16 protein-coding genes are annotated in these 18,551 nt (G+C 68.7%); 13 read left to right on the top strand and 3 right to left on the bottom strand.

What is annotated here, in order from left to right; all coding sequences use genetic code 11:
* Positions 1-152: 152 nt before the first annotated feature.
* On the bottom strand, positions 153-1,592 hold the full coding sequence (gene gndA, locus OIE74_RS03720; RefSeq protein ID WP_329378360.1) for an NADP-dependent phosphogluconate dehydrogenase: 1,440 nt from the start codon (positions 1,590-1,592) through the stop codon (positions 153-155).
* 393 nt (positions 1,593-1,985) lie between these two features.
* Here gndA and OIE74_RS03715 point away from each other — a divergent pair, with 393 nt between their 5' ends.
* The gene (locus OIE74_RS03715; protein WP_329378359.1) at positions 1,986-3,083 is read left to right on the top strand and encodes a DUF1996 domain-containing protein; all 1,098 of its coding nucleotides are present in this window, start codon (positions 1,986-1,988) and stop codon (positions 3,081-3,083) included.
* 110 nt (positions 3,084-3,193) lie between these two features.
* A complete protein-coding gene (locus OIE74_RS03710; protein WP_329378357.1) occupies positions 3,194-4,963 on the top strand; it encodes a discoidin domain-containing protein in 1,770 nt (589 codons plus the stop codon).
* 76 nt (positions 4,964-5,039) lie between these two features.
* Here the strand turns inward: OIE74_RS03710 and OIE74_RS03705 are convergent, their stop codons facing one another.
* Both OIE74_RS03705 and OIE74_RS03700 read right to left on the bottom strand, forming a co-directional pair.
* Positions 5,040-5,615, bottom strand: a complete 576-nt coding sequence (locus tag OIE74_RS03705) for a GNAT family N-acetyltransferase (RefSeq protein WP_329378355.1) — start codon at positions 5,613-5,615, stop codon at positions 5,040-5,042.
* Positions 5,612-6,625 (bottom strand): hypothetical protein, encoded by a 1,014-nt coding sequence (locus tag OIE74_RS03700; RefSeq protein WP_329378352.1) that lies wholly within the window; start codon positions 6,623-6,625, stop codon positions 5,612-5,614. Before OIE74_RS03700 ends, OIE74_RS03705 begins: the two co-directional genes overlap by 4 nt.
* Before the next feature lie 893 nt (positions 6,626-7,518).
* Here OIE74_RS03700 and OIE74_RS03695 point away from each other — a divergent pair.
* The 11 genes from OIE74_RS03695 to OIE74_RS03645 all read left to right on the top strand — a co-directional run bounded on the left by OIE74_RS03695 (position 7,519) and on the right by OIE74_RS03645 (position 18,484).
* Positions 7,519-7,929 (top strand): ATP-binding protein, encoded by a 411-nt coding sequence (locus OIE74_RS03695; RefSeq protein WP_329378350.1) that lies wholly within the window; start codon positions 7,519-7,521, stop codon positions 7,927-7,929.
* 127 nt (positions 7,930-8,056) lie between these two features.
* Positions 8,057-8,539, top strand: coding sequence for an ATP-binding protein (locus OIE74_RS03690; protein ID WP_329378348.1), 483 nt, complete (start codon positions 8,057-8,059; stop codon positions 8,537-8,539).
* Between the two features lie 127 nt (positions 8,540-8,666).
* Entirely contained in the window at positions 8,667-9,902 is a 1,236-nt protein-coding gene (locus OIE74_RS03685) for a hypothetical protein (protein WP_329378346.1), read from the top strand.
* Positions 9,899-10,804 (top strand): lactate/malate family dehydrogenase, encoded by a 906-nt coding sequence (locus OIE74_RS03680; protein ID WP_329378344.1) that lies wholly within the window; start codon positions 9,899-9,901, stop codon positions 10,802-10,804. Before OIE74_RS03685 ends, OIE74_RS03680 begins: the two co-directional genes overlap by 4 nt.
* Complete coding sequence (locus OIE74_RS03675; protein ID WP_329378342.1) at positions 10,801-11,937, top strand: hypothetical protein; 1,137 nt, start codon at positions 10,801-10,803, stop codon at positions 11,935-11,937. Before OIE74_RS03680 ends, OIE74_RS03675 begins: the two co-directional genes overlap by 4 nt.
* A 432-nt stretch (positions 11,938-12,369) precedes the next feature.
* A complete protein-coding gene (locus OIE74_RS03670; protein ID WP_189108449.1) occupies positions 12,370-13,131 on the top strand; it encodes a DeoR/GlpR family DNA-binding transcription regulator in 762 nt (253 codons plus the stop codon).
* 164 nt (positions 13,132-13,295) lie between these two features.
* Positions 13,296-14,654 carry an ABC transporter substrate-binding protein gene (locus tag OIE74_RS03665; protein ID WP_329378338.1) on the top strand — a complete coding sequence of 453 codons (1,359 nt, stop codon included), beginning with the start codon at positions 13,296-13,298 and terminating at the stop codon, positions 14,652-14,654.
* Positions 14,651-15,634, top strand: a complete 984-nt coding sequence (locus OIE74_RS03660; RefSeq protein ID WP_329378336.1) for a carbohydrate ABC transporter permease — start codon at positions 14,651-14,653, stop codon at positions 15,632-15,634. Before OIE74_RS03665 ends, OIE74_RS03660 begins: the two co-directional genes overlap by 4 nt.
* Positions 15,631-16,548: a carbohydrate ABC transporter permease gene (locus OIE74_RS03655; protein WP_329378334.1), complete on the top strand. Its 918-nt coding sequence runs from the start codon at positions 15,631-15,633 to the stop codon at positions 16,546-16,548. Before OIE74_RS03660 ends, OIE74_RS03655 begins: the two co-directional genes overlap by 4 nt.
* The gene (locus OIE74_RS03650) at positions 16,545-17,534 is read left to right on the top strand and encodes a zinc-dependent alcohol dehydrogenase family protein (RefSeq protein WP_329378332.1); all 990 of its coding nucleotides are present in this window, start codon (positions 16,545-16,547) and stop codon (positions 17,532-17,534) included. The genes OIE74_RS03655 and OIE74_RS03650 overlap by 4 nt, the downstream gene beginning before the upstream one ends.
* Complete coding sequence (locus OIE74_RS03645; protein WP_329378330.1) at positions 17,531-18,484, top strand: PfkB family carbohydrate kinase; 954 nt, start codon at positions 17,531-17,533, stop codon at positions 18,482-18,484. Before OIE74_RS03650 ends, OIE74_RS03645 begins: the two co-directional genes overlap by 4 nt.
* Positions 18,485-18,551: the final 67 nt, after the last annotated feature.

Here is an 18,551-nt window from a genome sequence, read left to right as displayed (position 1 = left end):
GTACCCCCAACTCCCCACCCCCGAAAGGAAGGCCCGCCGGTGCCTTCGTACGGAAGCGGGAACGACCGGACGCCGACGGGGCAACTGCCCGCCGGCGTCCGGTCGTTCCTCAGGCCCCGCTCAGGCGGGACCTGACGGACACGCTTGCCCGGTCAGCCGGAGACCTCCGTGCGGTCCCCGCCCCACAGGGTGTGGAACGACCCCTCGCGGTCGGTACGCCGGTAGGTGTGCGCACCGAAGAAGTCCCGCTGCCCCTGCGTGAGCGCGGCCGGCAGCCGCTCCGCGCGCAGTGCGTCGTAGTACGAGAGCGCCGCAGCGAAGCCCGGGGTCGGCACACCCTGCCGCACCGCCGTCGCGAGCACCTCGCGCCAGTCGTCCTGCGCCGCGCCGATCTCCTCGGCGAACTGCTTGTCCGCCAGCAGGCTCGGCAGATCGCGCTGCGCGTCGTACGCGCCCCTGATCCGGTCCAGGAACGCCGCCCGGATGATGCAGCCCGCACGCCAGATCGCGGCGACCGAGCCGAGGTCGATGTTCCAGCCGTACTCCTCGCTGCCCGCCTGGATCTGGTGGAAGCCCTGGGTGTACGACACGATCTTCGACGCGTACAGCGCCTGCTCCACCTGGTCGGCGAAGCGCGCCGCCTCGGCCTCGCTCAGCGCGGTCGCCTTCGGGCCCGGCAGCGTCTGCGAGACGTCCCGCAGCGCGGCGTGCCCCGACAGCGAGCGGGCGAAGACCGCCTCGGCGATGCCGGAGACCGGCACACCGAGGTCGAGGGCGATCTGCACCGTCCAGCGCCCGGTGCCCTTCTGCTCGGCCTGGTCGACCACGACGTCGACGAAGGGCTTCCCCGTCTCGGCGTCCTGGTGCGCCAGCACCTCGGCGGTGATCTCGATCAGATACGAGTCGAGCCGCCCGGTGTTCCAGGTCCGGAACGTCTCCGCGATCTTCTCGGGGGAGTAGCCGGCGACCGCGCGCAGCAGGTGGTACGCCTCGGCGATCAGCTGCATGTCGGCGTACTCGATGCCGTTGTGCACCATCTTCACGAAGTGACCGGCGCCGTCGGGGCCGATGTGCGCGACCGTCGGGGCGCCGTCCGGAGCCTTCGCGGCGACGCGCTCCAGCAGCGGGCCGAGGGACGCGTAACTCTCCGTGGAGCCGCCCGGCATGATGCTCGGTCCGTGCAGCGCGCCCTCCTCGCCGCCGGAGATGCCCACGCCCACGAAGTGGATACCGCGCTCGCGCAGTTCCTTCTCGCGGCGCCGGGTGTCCGCGAAGTGCGCGTTGCCGCCGTCGATGATGACGTCGCCCTCTTCGAGCAGCGGCGCGAACTCCTGGATCACGGCGTCGGTCGGGTCGCCGGCCTTCACCATGATGACGAGACGGCGCGGGCGCTCCAGCGCCGCGACGAACTCCTCGGCCGAGTCGGCGGGTACGAAGACGCCCTCGTCGCCGAACTCGTCGACCAGGGCGTGGGTCTTCGACGCTGTGCGGTTGTGCAGGGCGACGGTGAAGCCGTTGCGGGCGAAGTTCCGGGCGAGGTTGCGGCCCATCACCGCGAGCCCGGTGACGCCGATCTGGGCAGTACCACTCATGCGTGTGTGCTCCTGGGTCTCCGTCGGATGTGCCTCGTCCGGCGGTAGAGGTGTACGTACCGGCGGACGGGGCTGTTCATCGATGTTCAAGCCGCCCCGCATTCTTCCGCATTCCGGGTCGGGCGCGTCGATTCCGTTCACCTCTTGGGCGGAAGTGGGGTCCGTACGGGTCATCGTTCACCAACTCTTGACACTCTCTCAGCGGCGGCGTAACACTGGCCTGGCTTTGGAGAGCGCTCTCCCGCAGTGATTCCGGCGATCGAGAGGTGATCGCGGTGATCTTGACGGTCCTTCGGATCCGGGAGCCGCTCCCCGCGGTGCACCGTCCAGTACCACTCTCTCCCCCCACCGCATACGACGCGTATGCGGACGAAGAGCGGCATGGAGGTCCGCATGGCCGAAAGACTCCGCAGAACCACCCTGGTGTCCGCGTTGCTCGTCTTCACCGCCCTGGCCCTGGTGGCCATGGGTCTGACCGCGATCACGGACACCGCTACCGCCGACCCCGGGAACGGCCGCGGCACCACGGCCGCGTCCCACGCGGGACACAAGATGCCCCCGGCCGTCCCCGTACCCTCGGGCGACGACCCCGACGGCGACGGCTACATACCGGCGAACCCGCCGGTCACCGGCGTCGTACCGTCGGACGAACTGCCGCCGCACCGCTACTTCCACGAGTTCCAGGCCAACTGCGAGGTCACCCACACCAGGCCGGACGACCCGATCGTCTATCCGGGGCAGCCGGGTGCCTCGCACGACCACACCTTCATGGGCAACAGGACCACCGACGCCAACAGCACCACGGCCTCGCTGGACGCCGGCACCACCGCGTGCAAGGCGCCGGGCGACCGGTCCGCGTACTGGATGCCGACCCTGCTCAACGGGGACACGCCGGTACGGCCCATCGGCCCGCAGGTCATCTACTACAAGGCGGGAGTCACCGACTACCGCACCGTCCGGCCGTTCCCGAAGGGCCTGCGGTTCGTGGTCGGCAGCCCGACGCAGACGGCCGACGAGTTCCGCGACCACCCGGGCTGGGTGGAGGGCTGGGAGTGCGGAAACTCGTTCAACAACACCGAGATCCCGCTCAGTTGCCCGGACACCCGTGATGTCCAGCTCAACCTCCGCTTCCAGGCGCCCAGTTGCTGGGACGGAAGGTATCTGGACACCCCGGACCACAAGAGCCATATGGCCTATCCGCTGGTCCAGGGCGCCAACCAGGACGTCTGCCCGACGTCGCACCCGGTGGCGCTGCCGATGGTCGAGTTCAAGATGGCCTGGCCGGTGAACGGGGACATGTCCAAGGTGAGACTCGCCAGTGGAACGGGACACTCCTTCCACTACGACTTCTTCAATGCCTGGGACAACGCCACGCTGGCCGCCATGGTCAACCACTGTGTCGTGGGCGGCCTCCAGTGCGACGCGCGCGGCTACGACCAGAACAATCCCGGGGCCGGTGCGGCCCTGAACGAGGACTACGAACTGCCGTGACCGAAGGCGCTCTTCCGCCGGGGCGGAGAACGCCCCGGTGGGAGAGCGCTCTCCCATCACGTTGCGCGCCTCCCATATCCCTCCGCCCGCACTCTCCCCACAGGTGACTCATGAGCGATTCACGACTCTTTCCGAGATCCGCGCCAGGCCGCCTCCGTACGTTGGCGTCGGTCGCCGCCACCACCCTTCTCGCGGCCTTCGCCGTGACCGTCCCGGCCGCCGCTCCCGCGCAGGCGGCGGGCAGCGTCGTCAAGGTCACCGGGTCCCAGGGTGCCTGGCAGCTGACCGTCGACGGAGCGCCGTACCAGGTCAAGGGCCTGACCTGGGGCCCGGCCTTCGCCGACGCCGGCACCTACATGCCCGATGTGGCCTCCATGGGCGTCAACACCGTCCGGACCTGGGGCACCGACGGCACCACCAAGCCCCTCCTCGACTCCGCCGCCGCCAACGGCATCAAGGTCATCGCCGGCTTCTGGCTCCAGCCCGGCGGCGGCCCCGGCAGCGGCGGCTGCGTCAACTACCTCACCGACACCCAGTACAAGAACGACATGCTCGCCGAGTTCCCGAAGTGGGTGGAGACCTACAAGGACCACGCGGGTGTGCTGATGTGGAACGTCGGGAACGAGTCCGTACTCGGCCTCCAGAACTGCTACAGCGGCGACGCGCTGGAGCAGCAGCGCAACGCGTACACGACCTTCGTCAACGATATCGCCAAGAAGATCCACTCGGTCGACCCGAACCACCCCGTGACCTCGACCGACGCCTGGACCGGAGCCTGGCCCTACTACCAGCGCAACTCGCCCGACCTCGATCTGTACGCGGTCAACTCCTACGCCGACGTCTGCAACATCGAGGAGACCTGGAACGCCGGCGGCTACACCAAGCCCTACATCGTCACCGAGGGCGGCCCCGCCGGTGAGTGGGAGGTGGACGACGACGTGAACGGTGTGGCGTCGGAGCCCGCCGACACGGCGAAGGCCCAGGGCTACAAGGACGCGTGGAACTGCGTCATCGGCCACGAGGGTGTCGCGCTCGGAGCGACGCTCTTCCACTACGGCACCGAGTACGACTTCGGCGGTGTCTGGTTCAACCTGCTGCCCGCGGGCCAGAAGCGCCTCTCCTACTACGCGGTGAAGGAGGCGTACGGCAGGAGCACCGCCGGCGACAACAAGCCACCGGTGATCTCCAACATGGCCGTCGACGGCGCCACTTCCGTACCGGCCGGACGTCCCTTCAAGGTCACGTCGGACATCACGGACCCGAACGGTGACGCGCTGAGCTACGAGGTGCTGGTCAACAGCAAGTACATCGACAACAGCGGCCAGTTGACCCCGGCGCGGTTCACCGCCGAGGGCAACGGGGACTTCACCGTGACCGCGCCCGACCGGCTCGGGGTGTGGAAGGTCTACATCAAGGCGTCCGACGGCAAGGGCAACGTGGGGATCGAGACCAAGTCCTTCAAGGTCGTGCCGCCGCCCGTCGACGGCACCAACGTGGCCAGGGGGAAGCCGGCCACGGCGTCGTCCTTCCAGCCCGACAGCGTCGGCTGCCCGTGCCCGGCGGCCAACGCCGTCGACGGCGACTTCGGCAGCCGGTGGGCCAGTGACTGGGCCGACCCGCAGTGGATCCAGGTCGACCTGGGCGCGCGGACCGACTTCAAGCACATCCAGCTCGCCTGGGAGGCCGCGTACGCCAAGAGTTACACCGTCCAGGCGTCCGACAACGGGCAGGACTGGAGCACCCTGCGGACCGTGACCGGGGGTGACGGAGGCATCGACGACATCGCGGTCACGAGCGCCGCCCGGTACGTACGGGTGAACGGGACCGAACGCGGCACCCCGTGGGGCTACTCGCTCTACGAGTTCGGGGTCTATCGCTGACCGCGCGTGGGGCCCGCGGCGGGTCACGGAGCCTGTCTCCGTGACCCGCCACGGGCCTTCGGCGTCGGCGTGCTGGTCAGCTTTGGGCGGGCTCGCCGTCGAGTTCGAGCACCATGGCTGTGTAGAACGGCGCGTCCTCCCACGGATGCGATACGCCGACGGTGCGGTAGCCCCACGACTTGTAAGCGGACTGTGCCGGGGCCGCCTCGGGCTCCGGTCGGACGGTGAGCGTCACCCGCTCGACGTGGAGGCCATCGAGGAGTGCGGCGTGGAGCGTGGCGGCGACACCGCGGCGACGCCACGGCCTACGGACCGCCAGTTCGATGATGACCCAGGTGCGTTTGCCGTCTTCGCGGGTGAAGTCCTCGGGGAGCTCTTCCTGGATGTTGGTCCACCATGACGTGTAGGCGGGCAGCAGATAGCCGTAGGTGAAGCCGACGATTTCGTCTCCGTCGCGGGCGATGATCAGTCGCATGCGATCCCGCTGGACATGGATCTGATAGTGCTCGATGAACTCGGCGACATCGCTGGGGGCCTCGCTGTACGGAGGTTCGGCGTACACCTCTTCGTACGTCGGAAGAAAGGTATCCAGCGCGGCGGCGGCCTCCTTGCCCTCGTAGAGGTCGTAGGTCAGCACCTCGGCGGGTGTCATGCCGCTACCTTCGATTGGGTGTACGCCGTCAGCTTGTCCACGGCCTGGCGGGCGCTGTCGGCATCGCGGTGCCGAAGCAGGCCGGACACCTCGTTGAGTCTCCGCGTGACGCGGCCCGACTCGACCTCTTCCAGGTGCTCAAGGCTCTCGACGGCTTGCGCCGCGCCCTCGTCGACCTCGCCGTCCTCGACCAGGTTGCGGGCCAGGGTGAGCCGGTAGAGTGCCCTGTTGCGGCCGTAGGTGCGGTCCTGGTGGACGAGCGCAGCGCGGAGGAACTGGGTCGCGGAGTGGTGGTGGCCGGCCTCCTCGTAGAGCAGCCCCTGGGCGAAGTTCAGCTCGGCGTGTCCGTGGAACGCGGTCCACTCCGGGGACGGGCGCCCGGCGTCTGCCTGGTCCACGAGTCGCATCGCCTCGGACAGTTTTCGGCTGGCTCCCTTTCCGTCCCCCAGAAGGGACAGAGCACGAGCCTCTCTAGAGGCGATGAGCGATCGGAGCGTGGGCGAGCCGAGACGGGAAGCGCGCTCCTGAGCGGCCCTGGCGAGGTCGAGACCGTCGCGTGCGCGGCCCTCGTAGCAAGCCTGCAAACTCATGGTGGAGAAGATCATGATCTCCAGGTTGACGTCCTTCAGCATGGTCGCGGTGGTCAGCGCCTCCCCCCAGTAGTGGCGAGCGGCGTCCTGGTCGTCCGCGTCGTACGCCAACCATCCGCAGTGCTCGGCCGACTCCCCTGCAAGAAGCTGGAGTTGACGGCGGATCGTATCCGAGCAGGGGCGGGTGCTGATGATGCGTCGGACGCGGCGCAGATGCCGTACGGACAGCGACCGCACCTCGTCCCCGCCGTAGGCGTCATCGAGTTGGAAGAGGGACCGCAGGCCGGCCCGGAGTTCGAGGAGATGGGTGGTGCCGACGGCGCCCGTCTCTCCGGCCGGGCTCAGCGGCCGCAGGTGTGCGGGGAGGCTCATGCCGACTGCGGCGCCGATGGAATCGTTGAGGAAACCGCGCCGGTCCATGTCTGTGCCTTTCAGTGCGGTGGGTGGTGCGCCCCCCACGGTGGCACCTGGCGGCGGTCCAGGAAACCCGAGCTCGCTCGGACAGAAGCCGAACATGGCGTGCAGCGTTCGCCAGGCGCGCGCCCGTGGTGCGGGTGGTGCGGGCTGGCGCCACCGGCGGAGCTGGCGGTCGGTCAGCGTGATGGGCTCGCCGAGAACCCCCGCCGTGGCGTGGAAGTCCCGAAGAAAGTCCGCCGGTCGTTCCCAGCCGCTCAGGCGACAGGCGTGTTCGAAGGGCGTCAGGTTTGGCACGCCGTCACCTCCGTTGATCTGAATGCTTCTGACGGTAGCGACTTCCCGGCGCAGGGAAAGTCCGCTTGCTGTGAAAAGTCCGGCCGAATGTCCGCCGGAAGGTCCGGCAGAGGCGGTTTCACGGGAGTTGGCTTGTACACGGGGCACCAACGCACCTGTTGACCATCGACCCGCCTGGGAGTTCAGAGCAATGCCGAGCGCACAGAAACGAGCTGCCGAGGTGCGGCAGTGAAGGCCCAACCGTCTCCCCCTCCACAGGTCGTCAGGGCGCCAGCCACCCCGGCGCCTGGTCCGTCGCTGGAGATCGGCGGGGGCTGTCTTCACACGCTTTCGATACCGAGTTGCTTCGGCTTCCTGGCATTTATCGGCCTGTTGTTGTTGCTGGCCGCCGTACACGACCTGACTTGGCTGTAGAAGGGTTCCTTCTGCCTGCTGCCGAGGTTGACGTGAAGGCGCCGAAAGAGGTCGCACAACGAACTCCGGTCTCATCCAAACCACGCCACTCGACTCCGACAGTAAGGGCGACGGAAGCCGTGAACACCCCAACAGCCAGGCCCACTTACCCGACATCCTGCATGCCACGTCGTCGCAATTTCGCCGGGGTGTCCGTCGAAGGGGCACTGTTCTTCGGCGAGACACTGCCTCGCATCACCGAGGCTGCCCAAGTGGCCCGACTCCTGGTGGACCATGCGTCGAGGAACTGGCGCCTCGACGTGCTCGCCGAGGACGCGAAGCTCGTGGTCTCGGAACTCGTGGCGAACGCGGTGCACCACGGACAGGGCGAGTCGATCCGTGTGGCCATCACCAGGCAGGACGAGCGCTCCATCCACGTCGCGGTCATCGACACCTGCCGCGCCGAGCCGACACCCCGCGAGACCGGCCCCACCGAGGAGGCCGGACGTGGTCTGACCATTGTCGACGCGGTGTCGGAGAGGTGGGGCTGGGATCCCCTGCCGTGGGGGAAGCGCGTGTGGGCTGAGCTGTCTGCTCCCGATGAGGCGCCCATTGGATGAACACCGCCTCCAATTCCTCTGCCTGGTCGTCCGGTTGACCGGGCCCGAAGCTCCGATGGAAGGAAAGATGATGAAATTCGAACCGCTCGGGCACCCCAGGAGTGCCCGCAATTCGCGGGGAGATGTGATGACCGCCGAGGAGGGGCCGCCGGCGCGGCATCCTGCCGCCGACACGGATCCGTCTCCTGCCCCAGGCCCTCCGCTGGTGGTGAAACGCTGGCTGAACAGCGCCCGTTCGGTGGGAAAGGCTCGCCGTCTCCTTCTCCAGCATTTGAAGGCGTGGGGCCAGCTCAAGATCGCGGTATCTGCCGAACTGGTTTTGTCGGAACTGCTGACCAACAGCCTGCGACACGGTCATGTCCCCGGACGCCTGATCGAGACGCGCTACCAGCTTCTGAGTAACGGTGTGCGGATTGAGGTGCACGACGCCCATGAAGCCAGACCACAGCGCCGCGAGCCGTCAGCGGAAGCCGACTGCGAGGGCGGTCTTGCCCGTGTCGACGCGCTGACCGGTGGCCGCTGGGGAGTCAGCGATCGCGTAGGCATCGGCAAACTCGTCTGGGCCTTCTGCGTCGATGACGGCAGCGCAGAAATGCGGAGCCAGCAGTGATGGCATGCCCCCGTCCCCAAGTCTTGAGCACCAAGCCGAAGCTGGTGAGTAGGCGGGCGGAACAGGTGATGTACGTCTTGGTCCTCGCCGCGCTCTTGGGATCGCTGGCGTACGCGATCTGCAACCCATGAGGCGCGAACCCACAAGGAGGCGGTCGGTGACACTCACGACAAGCGAGAACACAACGGTGAGCGCAATGAGTCTGCACACCGTGTCCCAGCGGATCATTACCCAGGCGGTGAGGGAGCTCTGGCCGGACAAGAAGGTGGTTCCCGGCCCTCGATGCCCGAGCGTCACGTCGTACGTCTGCCGGGTCACGGTGGACGGCGAGGAGTTGATCGCCAAATACAGTTGGTTAGGTATGTCGTTGGTGTCCCTCCTGCGGGGCGCAGGAGGGACGTGGGCGGAGGTCCAGGACGCCCAACGCGCCTACGTCCAGAGCGCCGATCTGCTGACCGCGCGCGAGGCGCAGCACCTGGAGTTCCTTCGCAGGCTCGGTGAGCCTCACGTGTGTGAGACCGCCGGCCTGCACCGTGGGGTCCTCCTTACACGCATGGTGGCGGGGACGCCTCTGATTGCCGAGCTGGCTGCCCGCCCGTGGGAAACGGGCGCTCTGCTCGACGAGGTTCTGCTGGTCCTCAGCGATCTTCACGGTCGGGTCGGCGCGGACCGCCTGCGCGCAGCCGCGCCGATCGGTGAACGTTCCGTCGTCGGGGTCTTCCGCAGGAAGTTCGACGTTATGAGCAGCAGGGCCTATCTGCGGTCGCTCGGCCAGGGCAGAGCGCTGCGGGACCATGAGCGCCAGGAGATCGTAGATCTGGTCGGGACGGCAGTGTGGCGGCTGATCCGGATGGCGGATGCGATCTCATCCCAGCGAGGCAGGTTGGTGTTCGGGGACCTGAAGCCGGAGCACGTCTGCATTGAGGGCGCCCGCCTCACCTTCATCGACCCGGCCCTGCAACGGGCAGCCGGGCCTCAACCGGACATCGCGAAGCTCACCGGGCGGGCGCTTCTGCTCGCTGTCGGGCACCGGGAGCCGAATGCCGGGCAACAGATCGTTCAGGGGGTAGCGTCCACCCTCGCCCGGCACGTCGCGGGTCTGCCGGAGCGGGAGCGGGCGGGACGGCTCCGTGAGGTCATGGTCTTGTGGCTCATGGACACGGTGAACATCCTGAGCACATGCCTCAGTGCACCCCAGGGCCTCCTCCTGGCACCCCATCAGCGGTCACTCGTGGCGCAGGCTCGCATGGTGGCGGGCGTCGTGGACAGGGTGAGCGCCCTTCTCCTCGGGGCGACGTCCGGTCCCCGGCTCCTGGACGCTGTCTTCTCTGAGGTTGAGCACACCGCCGGGCGCGTCCGGTGAGCGGCCCGGTGGTCGGGATCGTCGGGACGGGCGCCGTCGGCCAGACCCTCGCGGCCGGCCTCGTTGCCGCCGCCTTACCTGAACGCCTTCTCCTTGTGTCCCGACGGTTCACACAGGTTTACGGCCTGACTGCCGACCTTCAGGACCTCGCGCACACCACCCGCTCACGCACGCTGGTCGAGGCCGGTGAGGCCGTCGACCTCCACGGCTGCGACGCGGTAGTGATCACCCTCCGTACCGACTTCAAGAACACCGTCACGCAGGACATCCGGCGCGGTGGCGCCACCGCGAACGCGCCGGCCCTCGGCGCCCTCGCGCGTGAGCTCCGCAGGTACGGCGGGACGATCCTCGTCGTGACGAACCCCGTGGACCTGATGGCTCGCCGCTTCGCCGAAGTGTCGGGCTGCACCCGGGTCTTCGGAATCGGGTCGAATCTCGATTCCGCCCGGTACCGCCTGCTGCTGGCCCGGTACGCCCAGGTGTCCCCGGACGTCGTTCGCGGGCACGTCATCGGTGAGCACGGTGACAGTGCGGTGGTGTGCGCGTCCACCAGCACCGTCGCCGGTCGCCCGGTCGCCATCTCGGTGCACGCGGTCGTGGAGGACCTCCAGCGGCGGCCGGCGCTGATCCGTAAGGGCATGGACCGTACCCGCTACGGGCCGACTGGTGCGGTGCTGTCGACGCTGAGCAAGGTCCTGGGGCTGGCCGACGGCGTGGAAGAGCTGTCCGTTCCGTACGGGGACGTCTACCTCGGAATCCCACTCCGCTTCACCGGCGGCAACGCCGTCCCGTGCCTGCCCCCGCTCACCCGTTCCGAACGCCTGCGTCTGGACTCTGCGGCCGGCAGTCTCCGCGACGCCTATACCCGTCTCCCCGCTCCTACCGAGAGGATCGCCTCATGATCACTGCCACCCGGCTCGAAGCCGCTACCGCGGCCGTCACCGTGCTCAGCAACCGACCGGAGGTCACGGACTGGGCCCAGCGCTACTTCGGCTCCTGGTGGAACGCCACGGACGTGGGCGCCGACACCGTGTCCGACGCCGACCATGCCGTGATCGCGGACGTCAAGCTCGCCGCCTACGAGGAAATCACCAGCCTCGTCCACGACGGCCGGCCCACGGAGGAGGTGTCCTACGCGAAGCACTCGCTCCTTGTCGCGCGTGACGGCGACGACATCATGGCGGCATCGCTGGAAGAGGAAGTTGCGTACCGCAGCACGCCTTCCGCCGGCCGGCTCGTCCTCGCAGGTGCGGACGTGCAACCTCTCGCCCTCGCCGCCTCGCGCCTCGCGCGGGAATCAATTCGTGGCCAGCTCCTGCGGGACGGCTGGGCGGTGCTCCACTCCTCCGCGGTCGTGAGGCCGGACGACGGCGCGACTCTCCTTACCTTCGGCGGCAAGGGAGCCGGCAAGACCACCACCGCTGTTCTCCTCGCATCGAACGGCTGGCAGCTCCTCGCCAACGACCGGGTGTTGGTCCGGCCGACCGGTGAGCGGGACGTCGAGGTCGTGCCCTGGCCGTCTGCTGCCGCCGTCGGTCTCGGCCTGCTCCACTCGCTGGGCTGGGACGCCACCGCGCGCGAGCACTTGGAGGCTGGGGGAAGCTTCCATCCGACTCAACACGAGTCTGTGACCGAGGCGCTACTGGCCGGCGAACACGCACCGCTGTGGAACGGTGTGAAGCAAGAGCGGAAGGTTCAGGTGTTCCCGGATCAGTTCCCCGATCTCTTCGACTTGCCGCTGTCCACCGGCGGCCGGGCGGCGGGCCTCCTCTTCCCCCAAGTCGACGCCGACTCCACGCCGGACGTCAGCTACGGCACCCGCACACTTGGAGAGGGTGACTTCATGTCGGGCGCCACGGAGGACCGGTACCCGGACGTCTTCGGACTGGCTCGGGGCGTCGACGGCGGCGGCCGGGAAAGCGCGCGCGCCGAGGTGGTGTCTCGTCTCGCCGAACTGCCGCACCGTGCGGTACGGCTCAGCCACGATATTCCCGCGAGTGCCGCGGTGCTGTGTAAGGTCGCGGACTCAATCTGACTCCCGGCCCGTCGAGCAATCCGGCGTACCCTCCGCGCCGCCGCTCGCCCGTGACTCCCAGGCACTTGCCCGTGGTCCTTGGGCGATTCGTGCGTCGGTCCGTGCATGGTCCGTACATGTTTCCCTGCCCGTTTGGGCGCCCGTTTTGGGGGGTCGGACGGGACGCAGCTCACGTTTAGCCGGCGGGGCTCCGGAAGCCCACCCGCCGCTTCGGGCGCCGTTCGGGCGTCGATCGGCGTCAAACGGGCACGGAAACGGGCGTCGGGGTGCGGCATCCCCCGTACGACCAGCACATACGCAAACGAGCAATCGGGCATGAACGGTCACACTCAAAGCAGCGAAGAGCCTGGTCGAGCCGGGGCTCTTGCTTGTAGAAACGACCCATGAGCCCGAACGGGTGCTGAGCCGCAGCAGAGCAGGGAAGTGTGTGTCGTGGACACGGACGAACGCCGACGAGAGATTCTTGAGATCGCCCGACGTGACGGGTCGGTGGAAGTCACCGCCTTGGCCGCCAAGTTGAGCGTGGCCAAGGAGACCGTCCGGCGCGACCTGCACGCCCTGGAGGAGCACGGCCTCCTGCGGCGCACCCACGGCGGCGCCTATCCCGTCGAGAGCGCCGGCTACGAGACGACCCTCGCGGTCCGGACCACCCGGCTCGTACCGCAGAAGTCACGCATCGCCGTCGCCGCCGCCGATCTCATCGGCGACGCGGAAACGGTCTTCATCGATGAGGGCTTCACCCCCCAGCTCGTCGCCGAGGCCCTGCCCAGGGACCGGCCGCTGACCGTCGTCACCGCGTCCCTGGCGGTCGCCAACGGACTCGCCGACGCCGAGAAGATCGCCGTCCTGCTGCTCGGCGGCCGGGTGCGCGGCGGCACCCTCGCCACCGTCGACCACTGGGCGATCCGGATGCTCTCCGACTTCGTCATCGACCTGGCGTTCGTCGGCGCGAACGGCATCTCGCGCGAGTACGGGCTGACCACCCCCGACCCGGCCGTCAGTGAGGTGAAGGCCCAGGCCATGCGCAGCGCCCGCCGGAAGGTGTTCGCCGGCATTCACACCAAGTTCGGCGCGGTGAGCTTCTGCCGGTTCGCCGATGTCGGTGACTTCGAGACGATCGTCACCGACGTCGGACTCCCGTCGGCGGAGGCGCAGCGCTACTCGCTGCTCGGCCCCCAGGTCATCCGCGTCTGACGCGTCCCACCCGTTCTTCAACCCCCGCCGATGCGGCCAGGGGGCGGGCCCCGTACGGCCTCAAGCCCCCACCAAGATCTTTCCCACCCCGAATCCCTCAGACTTTTCCACCCCTCACACCCATCTCTCAGCGACACCCGCAACCGAATGATCAGGAGAAACTCATGCCCCTCCAGCAGCGACGACGTGGCATAGGCGTACGTGTGGGCGTGGGAGCGGCCTTGACGGCACTCCTCGCCGGATGCAGCGGCGCGGGCGGCACCACCTCCGAGGACGGTGAGACGGTCAACGTGCTGATGGTCAACAACCCGCAGATGGTGGAACTCCAGAAGCTGACCGCCGCGAACTTCACCAAGGACACCGGCATCAAGGTCAACTTCACCGTCCTGCCGGAGAACGACGTCCGCGACAAGATCAGCCAGGACTTCTCCAACCAGGCCGGCCAGTACGACGTCGCGACCATCAGCAACTTCGAGGTGCCCTTCTTCGCGAAGAACGGCTGGCTCCACACGCTCGACGAGTACGCCGAGAAGGACAAGGCGTTCGACCAGGGCGACATCCTCAAGCCGCTCCGGGACTCCCTGACGGCCGAGGACGGCAAGCTCTACGGCCAGCCGTTCTACGGCGAGTCGTCCTTCCTCATGTACCGCAAGGACGTCTTCGCCGAGAAGAAGCTGACGATGCCCCCCAACCCCACCTGGCAGGAGGTCGCCGACCTCGCCGCCAAGACCGACGGCGCCCAGAAGGGCATGAAGGGCATCTGTCTGCGCGGTCTGCCGGGCTGGGGCGAGGTCATCGCCCCGCTCACGACCGTCGTCAACACCATGGGCGGCACCTGGTTCACCCAGGACTGGAAGGCGCAGCTGACCTCGCCCGAGTTCAAGAAGGCCACCAAGTTCTATGTCGACCTCGTACGTGAACACGGCGAGGCGGGCGCACCGCAGGCCGGCTACGCCGAGTGCCTGAACAACATGACGCAGGGCAAGACGTCGATGTGGTACGACGCCACGGCGGGCGCGGGCTCGCTGGAGGCCAAGGACTCCCCGGTCAAGGGCAAGATCGGCTATGTGCCGGCCCCGGTCGACAAGACGGACAGCTCCGGCTGGCTCTACACCTGGGCCTGGGGCATGCAGAAGGCGTCCAAGAACACCGAGAGCGCCTGGAAGTTCATCTCCTGGGCGTCCAGCAAGGAGTACGAGCAGCTCGTCGGCAAGGAGATCGGCTGGGCCAACGTCCCGGCGGGCAAGCGCGCTTCGACGTACATGAACGCCGACTACCGCAAGGAAGCGGCCGCGTTCGCGGATGTCACATCGGAAGCCATCTCCAGCGCCAACCCGCGTGACCCCGGCACCCAGCCCCGTCCGACCGTCGGTATCCAGTTCGTCGGCATCCCCGAGTTCACCGACCTCGGCACGAAGGTCTCGCAGGAGATCAGCGAGGCCATCGCCGGCCGCCAGTCGGTCGACGAGGCCCTGGAAGCTTCCCAGAAGCTCGCCGAGAAGGTTGCCGAGGAGTACCGGTGAGCACTTCTGTCAGCGCCGCACCGCCCGCCCCACCGGGCCAGTCCCCGCCGGCCAAGTCCCGCCCCCCGGCGGGACCCCGGTCCGGCAGGGCGCGCGCCTGGGCCACCCGTGCTCCCCTCCTCCCGGCTCTTATCTTTCTGATAGCCGTCACCCAACTGCCCTTCGTGGCAACGCTGTTCATCTCGCTGTTCGACTGGAACTCGCTCAACCCGGACGCCCGCAGCTTCTCCGGGCTCGACAACTACGGCTCCGTCTTCACCGACGCGGACCTGCGTGACTCGGTGTTCACCACGATGCTGCTCACCGCCACCGTGGTGATCGCCAGCGTGGTGCTCGGACTGCTGCTCGCCCTGCTGCTCGACCGCAAGTTCATGGGCCGCGGCCTTGTCCGTACGCTGCTCATCACCCCGTTCCTGCTGGTGCCCGTCTCGGCCGCGCTGCTGTGGAAGCATGTGCTCTACAACCCCGAGTACGGCCTGCTGAACGGCGGTTGGGCCTGGTTCACCGGACTGTTCGGGGTCGAGAACGCCTCGCAGCCCGACTGGATCTCGGACATGCCGCTGCTCGCCGTCGAGGCGTCGCTCGTCTGGCAGTGGACGCCGTTCATGATGCTCATCCTGCTTGCCGGGCTGCAGAGCCGGCCGCTGGACATGATGGAGGCAGCGCGCCTGGACGGCGCGAACGCCTGGCAGATGTTCGCCTTCCTGACCCTGCCGCATCTGCGCCGCTACCTCGAACTCGGCGTCCTGCTCGGCTCGATCTACATCGTGCAGAACTTCGACGCCGTGTTCACCATCACCGCGGGCGGACTCGGCACCGCCAACCTCCCGTACACCATCTACCAGACCTTCTACCAGGCTCACGAGTACGGACTGGCGTCCGCGGCAGGCGTGGTCGTCGTGATCGGCACCATCGTGATCGCGACCTTCGCCCTGCGCGTCGTCTCGTCCCTCTTCAGCGAGGAGGCGGGGCGCGCATGAGCACACTCTCCGCACCGAAGACCGCCGGCGCCCCCGGCAAGGCGTCCACCTCTGCCCAGCACACCGACACCTACGGCCCCGCGGCCCGGCGCGCCAAGCGGCGCTCCACGGCGCTCGGCCTGCTGGCCTGGGTGGTCGGCGTGGTGTTCTGCTTCCCGGCGCTGTGGATGTTCCTCACGTCCCTGCACTCCGAGGCGGACGCGGCGACCAACCCGCCGTCCCTCACCGCGCCGCTCACCTTCGACAACTACAGCGACTTCTTCGGGGCCGACGGCGGGGCGAGCCCCTGGCCGCCGCTCATCAACTCGGTGACGGCGTCCCTGTTCTCGACCCTGTTCGTCCTCGTACTGGCGCTGCCGGCGGCGTACGCGCTGTCCATCAAGCCCGTCCGCAAGTGGACGGACGTGATGTTCTTCTTCCTCTCCACGAAGATGCTGCCGGTCGTCGCCGGGCTGCTGCCGGTGTATCTGTTCGCCAAGAACATCGGGATGCTGGACAACATCTGGCTGCTCGTCATCCTCTACACCTCGATGAATCTGCCGATCGCGGTCTGGATGATGCAGTCCTTCCTCGCGGACGTGCCGGTCTCCATCATCGAGGCCGCACAGGTGGACGGCGCCCGGCTGCACACCGTTCTGATCCGGGTCGTGGCACCCGTCGCCGCCCCCGGTATCGCCGCCACCGCGCTGATCTGCTTCATCTTCAGCTGGAACGAACTGCTCTTCGCCCGGGTCCTCACCGGCGTGACAGCACAGACAGCGCCCGTCTTCCTGACCGGATTCGTCACCAGCCAGGGCCTCTTCCTCGCCCAGCTGTGCGCCGCTTCCGTCATCGTGTCCCTGCCGGTGCTCGCCGCCGGCTTCGCCGCCCAGGACAAACTCGTCCAGGGCCTCTCTCTTGGAGCCGTCAAATGAGGGCAGCGATCGTCGAAGGTGTCGGCAAGGTGTCCGTCACCACGGTCCCCGATCCGACCCCGGGCCCGCGTGACGTCGTCGTGTCCGTCGCCTCCTGCGGCATCTGCGGCACCGATCTGCACATCCTCCAGGGCGAGTTCGCGCCGACCCTGCCGATCCTCCCGGGCCATGAGTTCGCCGGCGAGATCGTGGGCATCGGTTCGGAGGTCACGGAGCTGGCGGTGGGCGACAAGGTCGCCGTCGACCCGTCCCTGCACTGTCACGAGTGCCGCTACTGCCGGGCCGGGCGCGGCAACCTCTGCGACCGGTGGAACGCGATCGGGGTCTCCGTCCCCGGCGGCGCCGCCGAGTTCGCCGTGGCGCCCGTCGCCAACTGCGTCAAGCTCCCGGACCATGTGGACGTACGGGACGCGGCGCTCATCGAGCCGCTGTCCTGCGCCGTACGCGGCTACGACGTGCTGAGCAGCACCCTCGGCGCCGAGGTGCTGATCTACGGCTCGGGCACGATGGGTCTGATGATGCTGGAGCTGGCCAAGCGCACCGGCGCCGCCGCGGTCGACGTCCTGGACATCAACCCCGAGCGGCTGGCCACCGCGTCCAAGCTCGGCTGTTCCCGGTCGGGCGCCTCCGCCGAGGAGTTCGAGCGGCCGGGCGGCTGGGACGTCGTCATCGACGCGACCGGCAACGCGGGCGCCATCCAGGACGGCCTCGGCCGGGTCGCGAAGGGGGGCACCTTCCTCCAGTTCGGCGTCGCCGACTACGCGACGACGGCGGTCATCGAGCCGTACAAGATCTACAACCAGGAGATCACCATCACCGGCTCGATGGCGGTGCTGCACAGCTTCGAGCGGGCCGCCGCGCTGTTCGCCACCGGTGTCCTGGACCCGGCGGTGTTCATCAGCGACCGGCTGCCGCTGGAGCAGTACCCGCAGGCGATCGAGCGGTTCCAGGCGGGCCAGGGACGCAAGATCGTGGTGGAGCCGTGACCGAAGCTCCCGGCGCGGCACCGGATCCCGTACCGGGGCCCGGCGCCGTCCTGGTGCTCGGCGAGGCGCTGATCGACCTGGTGCCCACGGCCGGCGACGCGGAGGCGCACCTGGCCCAGCCGGGCGGCGCCCCCGCGAACGTGGCCACCGGACTGGCCCGGCTCTCCACGCCGAGCTGGTTCGCCGGCGCCCTCGGGAGCGACGGGTTCGCCCGGTCGATCGAGCGGCGGCTGGTCTCGGCGGGAGTCGAGCTCGGCCTCTGCGCCCGGCCGGACCTCCCCACGGCGCTGGCCGTCGCGGACCCGGGCCCCGAGGGCACCGGCTACCACTTCCACCTCCAGGACACGGCGACCTTCCAACTGCCGCGCCGCACGGACGTGGAGCGGTTCGCCGCCGTGTACGTGGGCGGCCTCGCCGCCGTCGTCGAGCCCGCGGCCTCGGCCGTGGCGCTGACGGCACGCGCGGCGGCGGCCGGCGGCCCGCTGCTGGTGGTGGACCCGAACGTGCGCGAGGACCGCACGCTCGACGCGGCGGAAGGGGCCCGGCTGCTGCGCGAACTGTGCGAGCTGGGCCAGGTCGTCAAAGCCAGCGACGAGGACCTGGCGCGCCTCTGGCCGGACTCGACGCCCGACGAGACCTGCCGCAGGCTCGCCGCCGGCGGCCGGCTGGTCGTTCTGACCAGGGGATCGCGGGGGAGTACGGCCTACCCGGGCTCGACCGAACCCGTGTCCGTGCCGGCCGTGCGGGTCGAGGTGGTCAACACCATCGGCGCGGGCGACGCGTTCATGGCCGCCATGATCACCTGGATGGTCTCGCGCGGTGTCCACCCGGGCGGGGCAAGGGAGTTCACCCCCGCGCTCGCCGAGGAGATGCTGGGCTTCGCCTCGCGGGTGGCGGCCTCGGTGGTCGCCCAGGCGGGCACCGAACCGTCCCTGCCGTCGCACGTCTGACGCACCGTCAATTCACTGAGCGACGCCCGTCGCGGGCAGCGGCCGAGACCGCTGCCCGCGACGGTCC

This window comes from Streptomyces sp. NBC_01716, assembly GCF_036248275.1.
In the GTDB taxonomy this organism is placed as follows: domain Bacteria; phylum Actinomycetota; class Actinomycetes; order Streptomycetales; family Streptomycetaceae; genus Streptomyces.
Note: the sequence above shows the minus strand (reverse complement) of the source record. Positions and strands in the feature narration are given on the sequence as shown.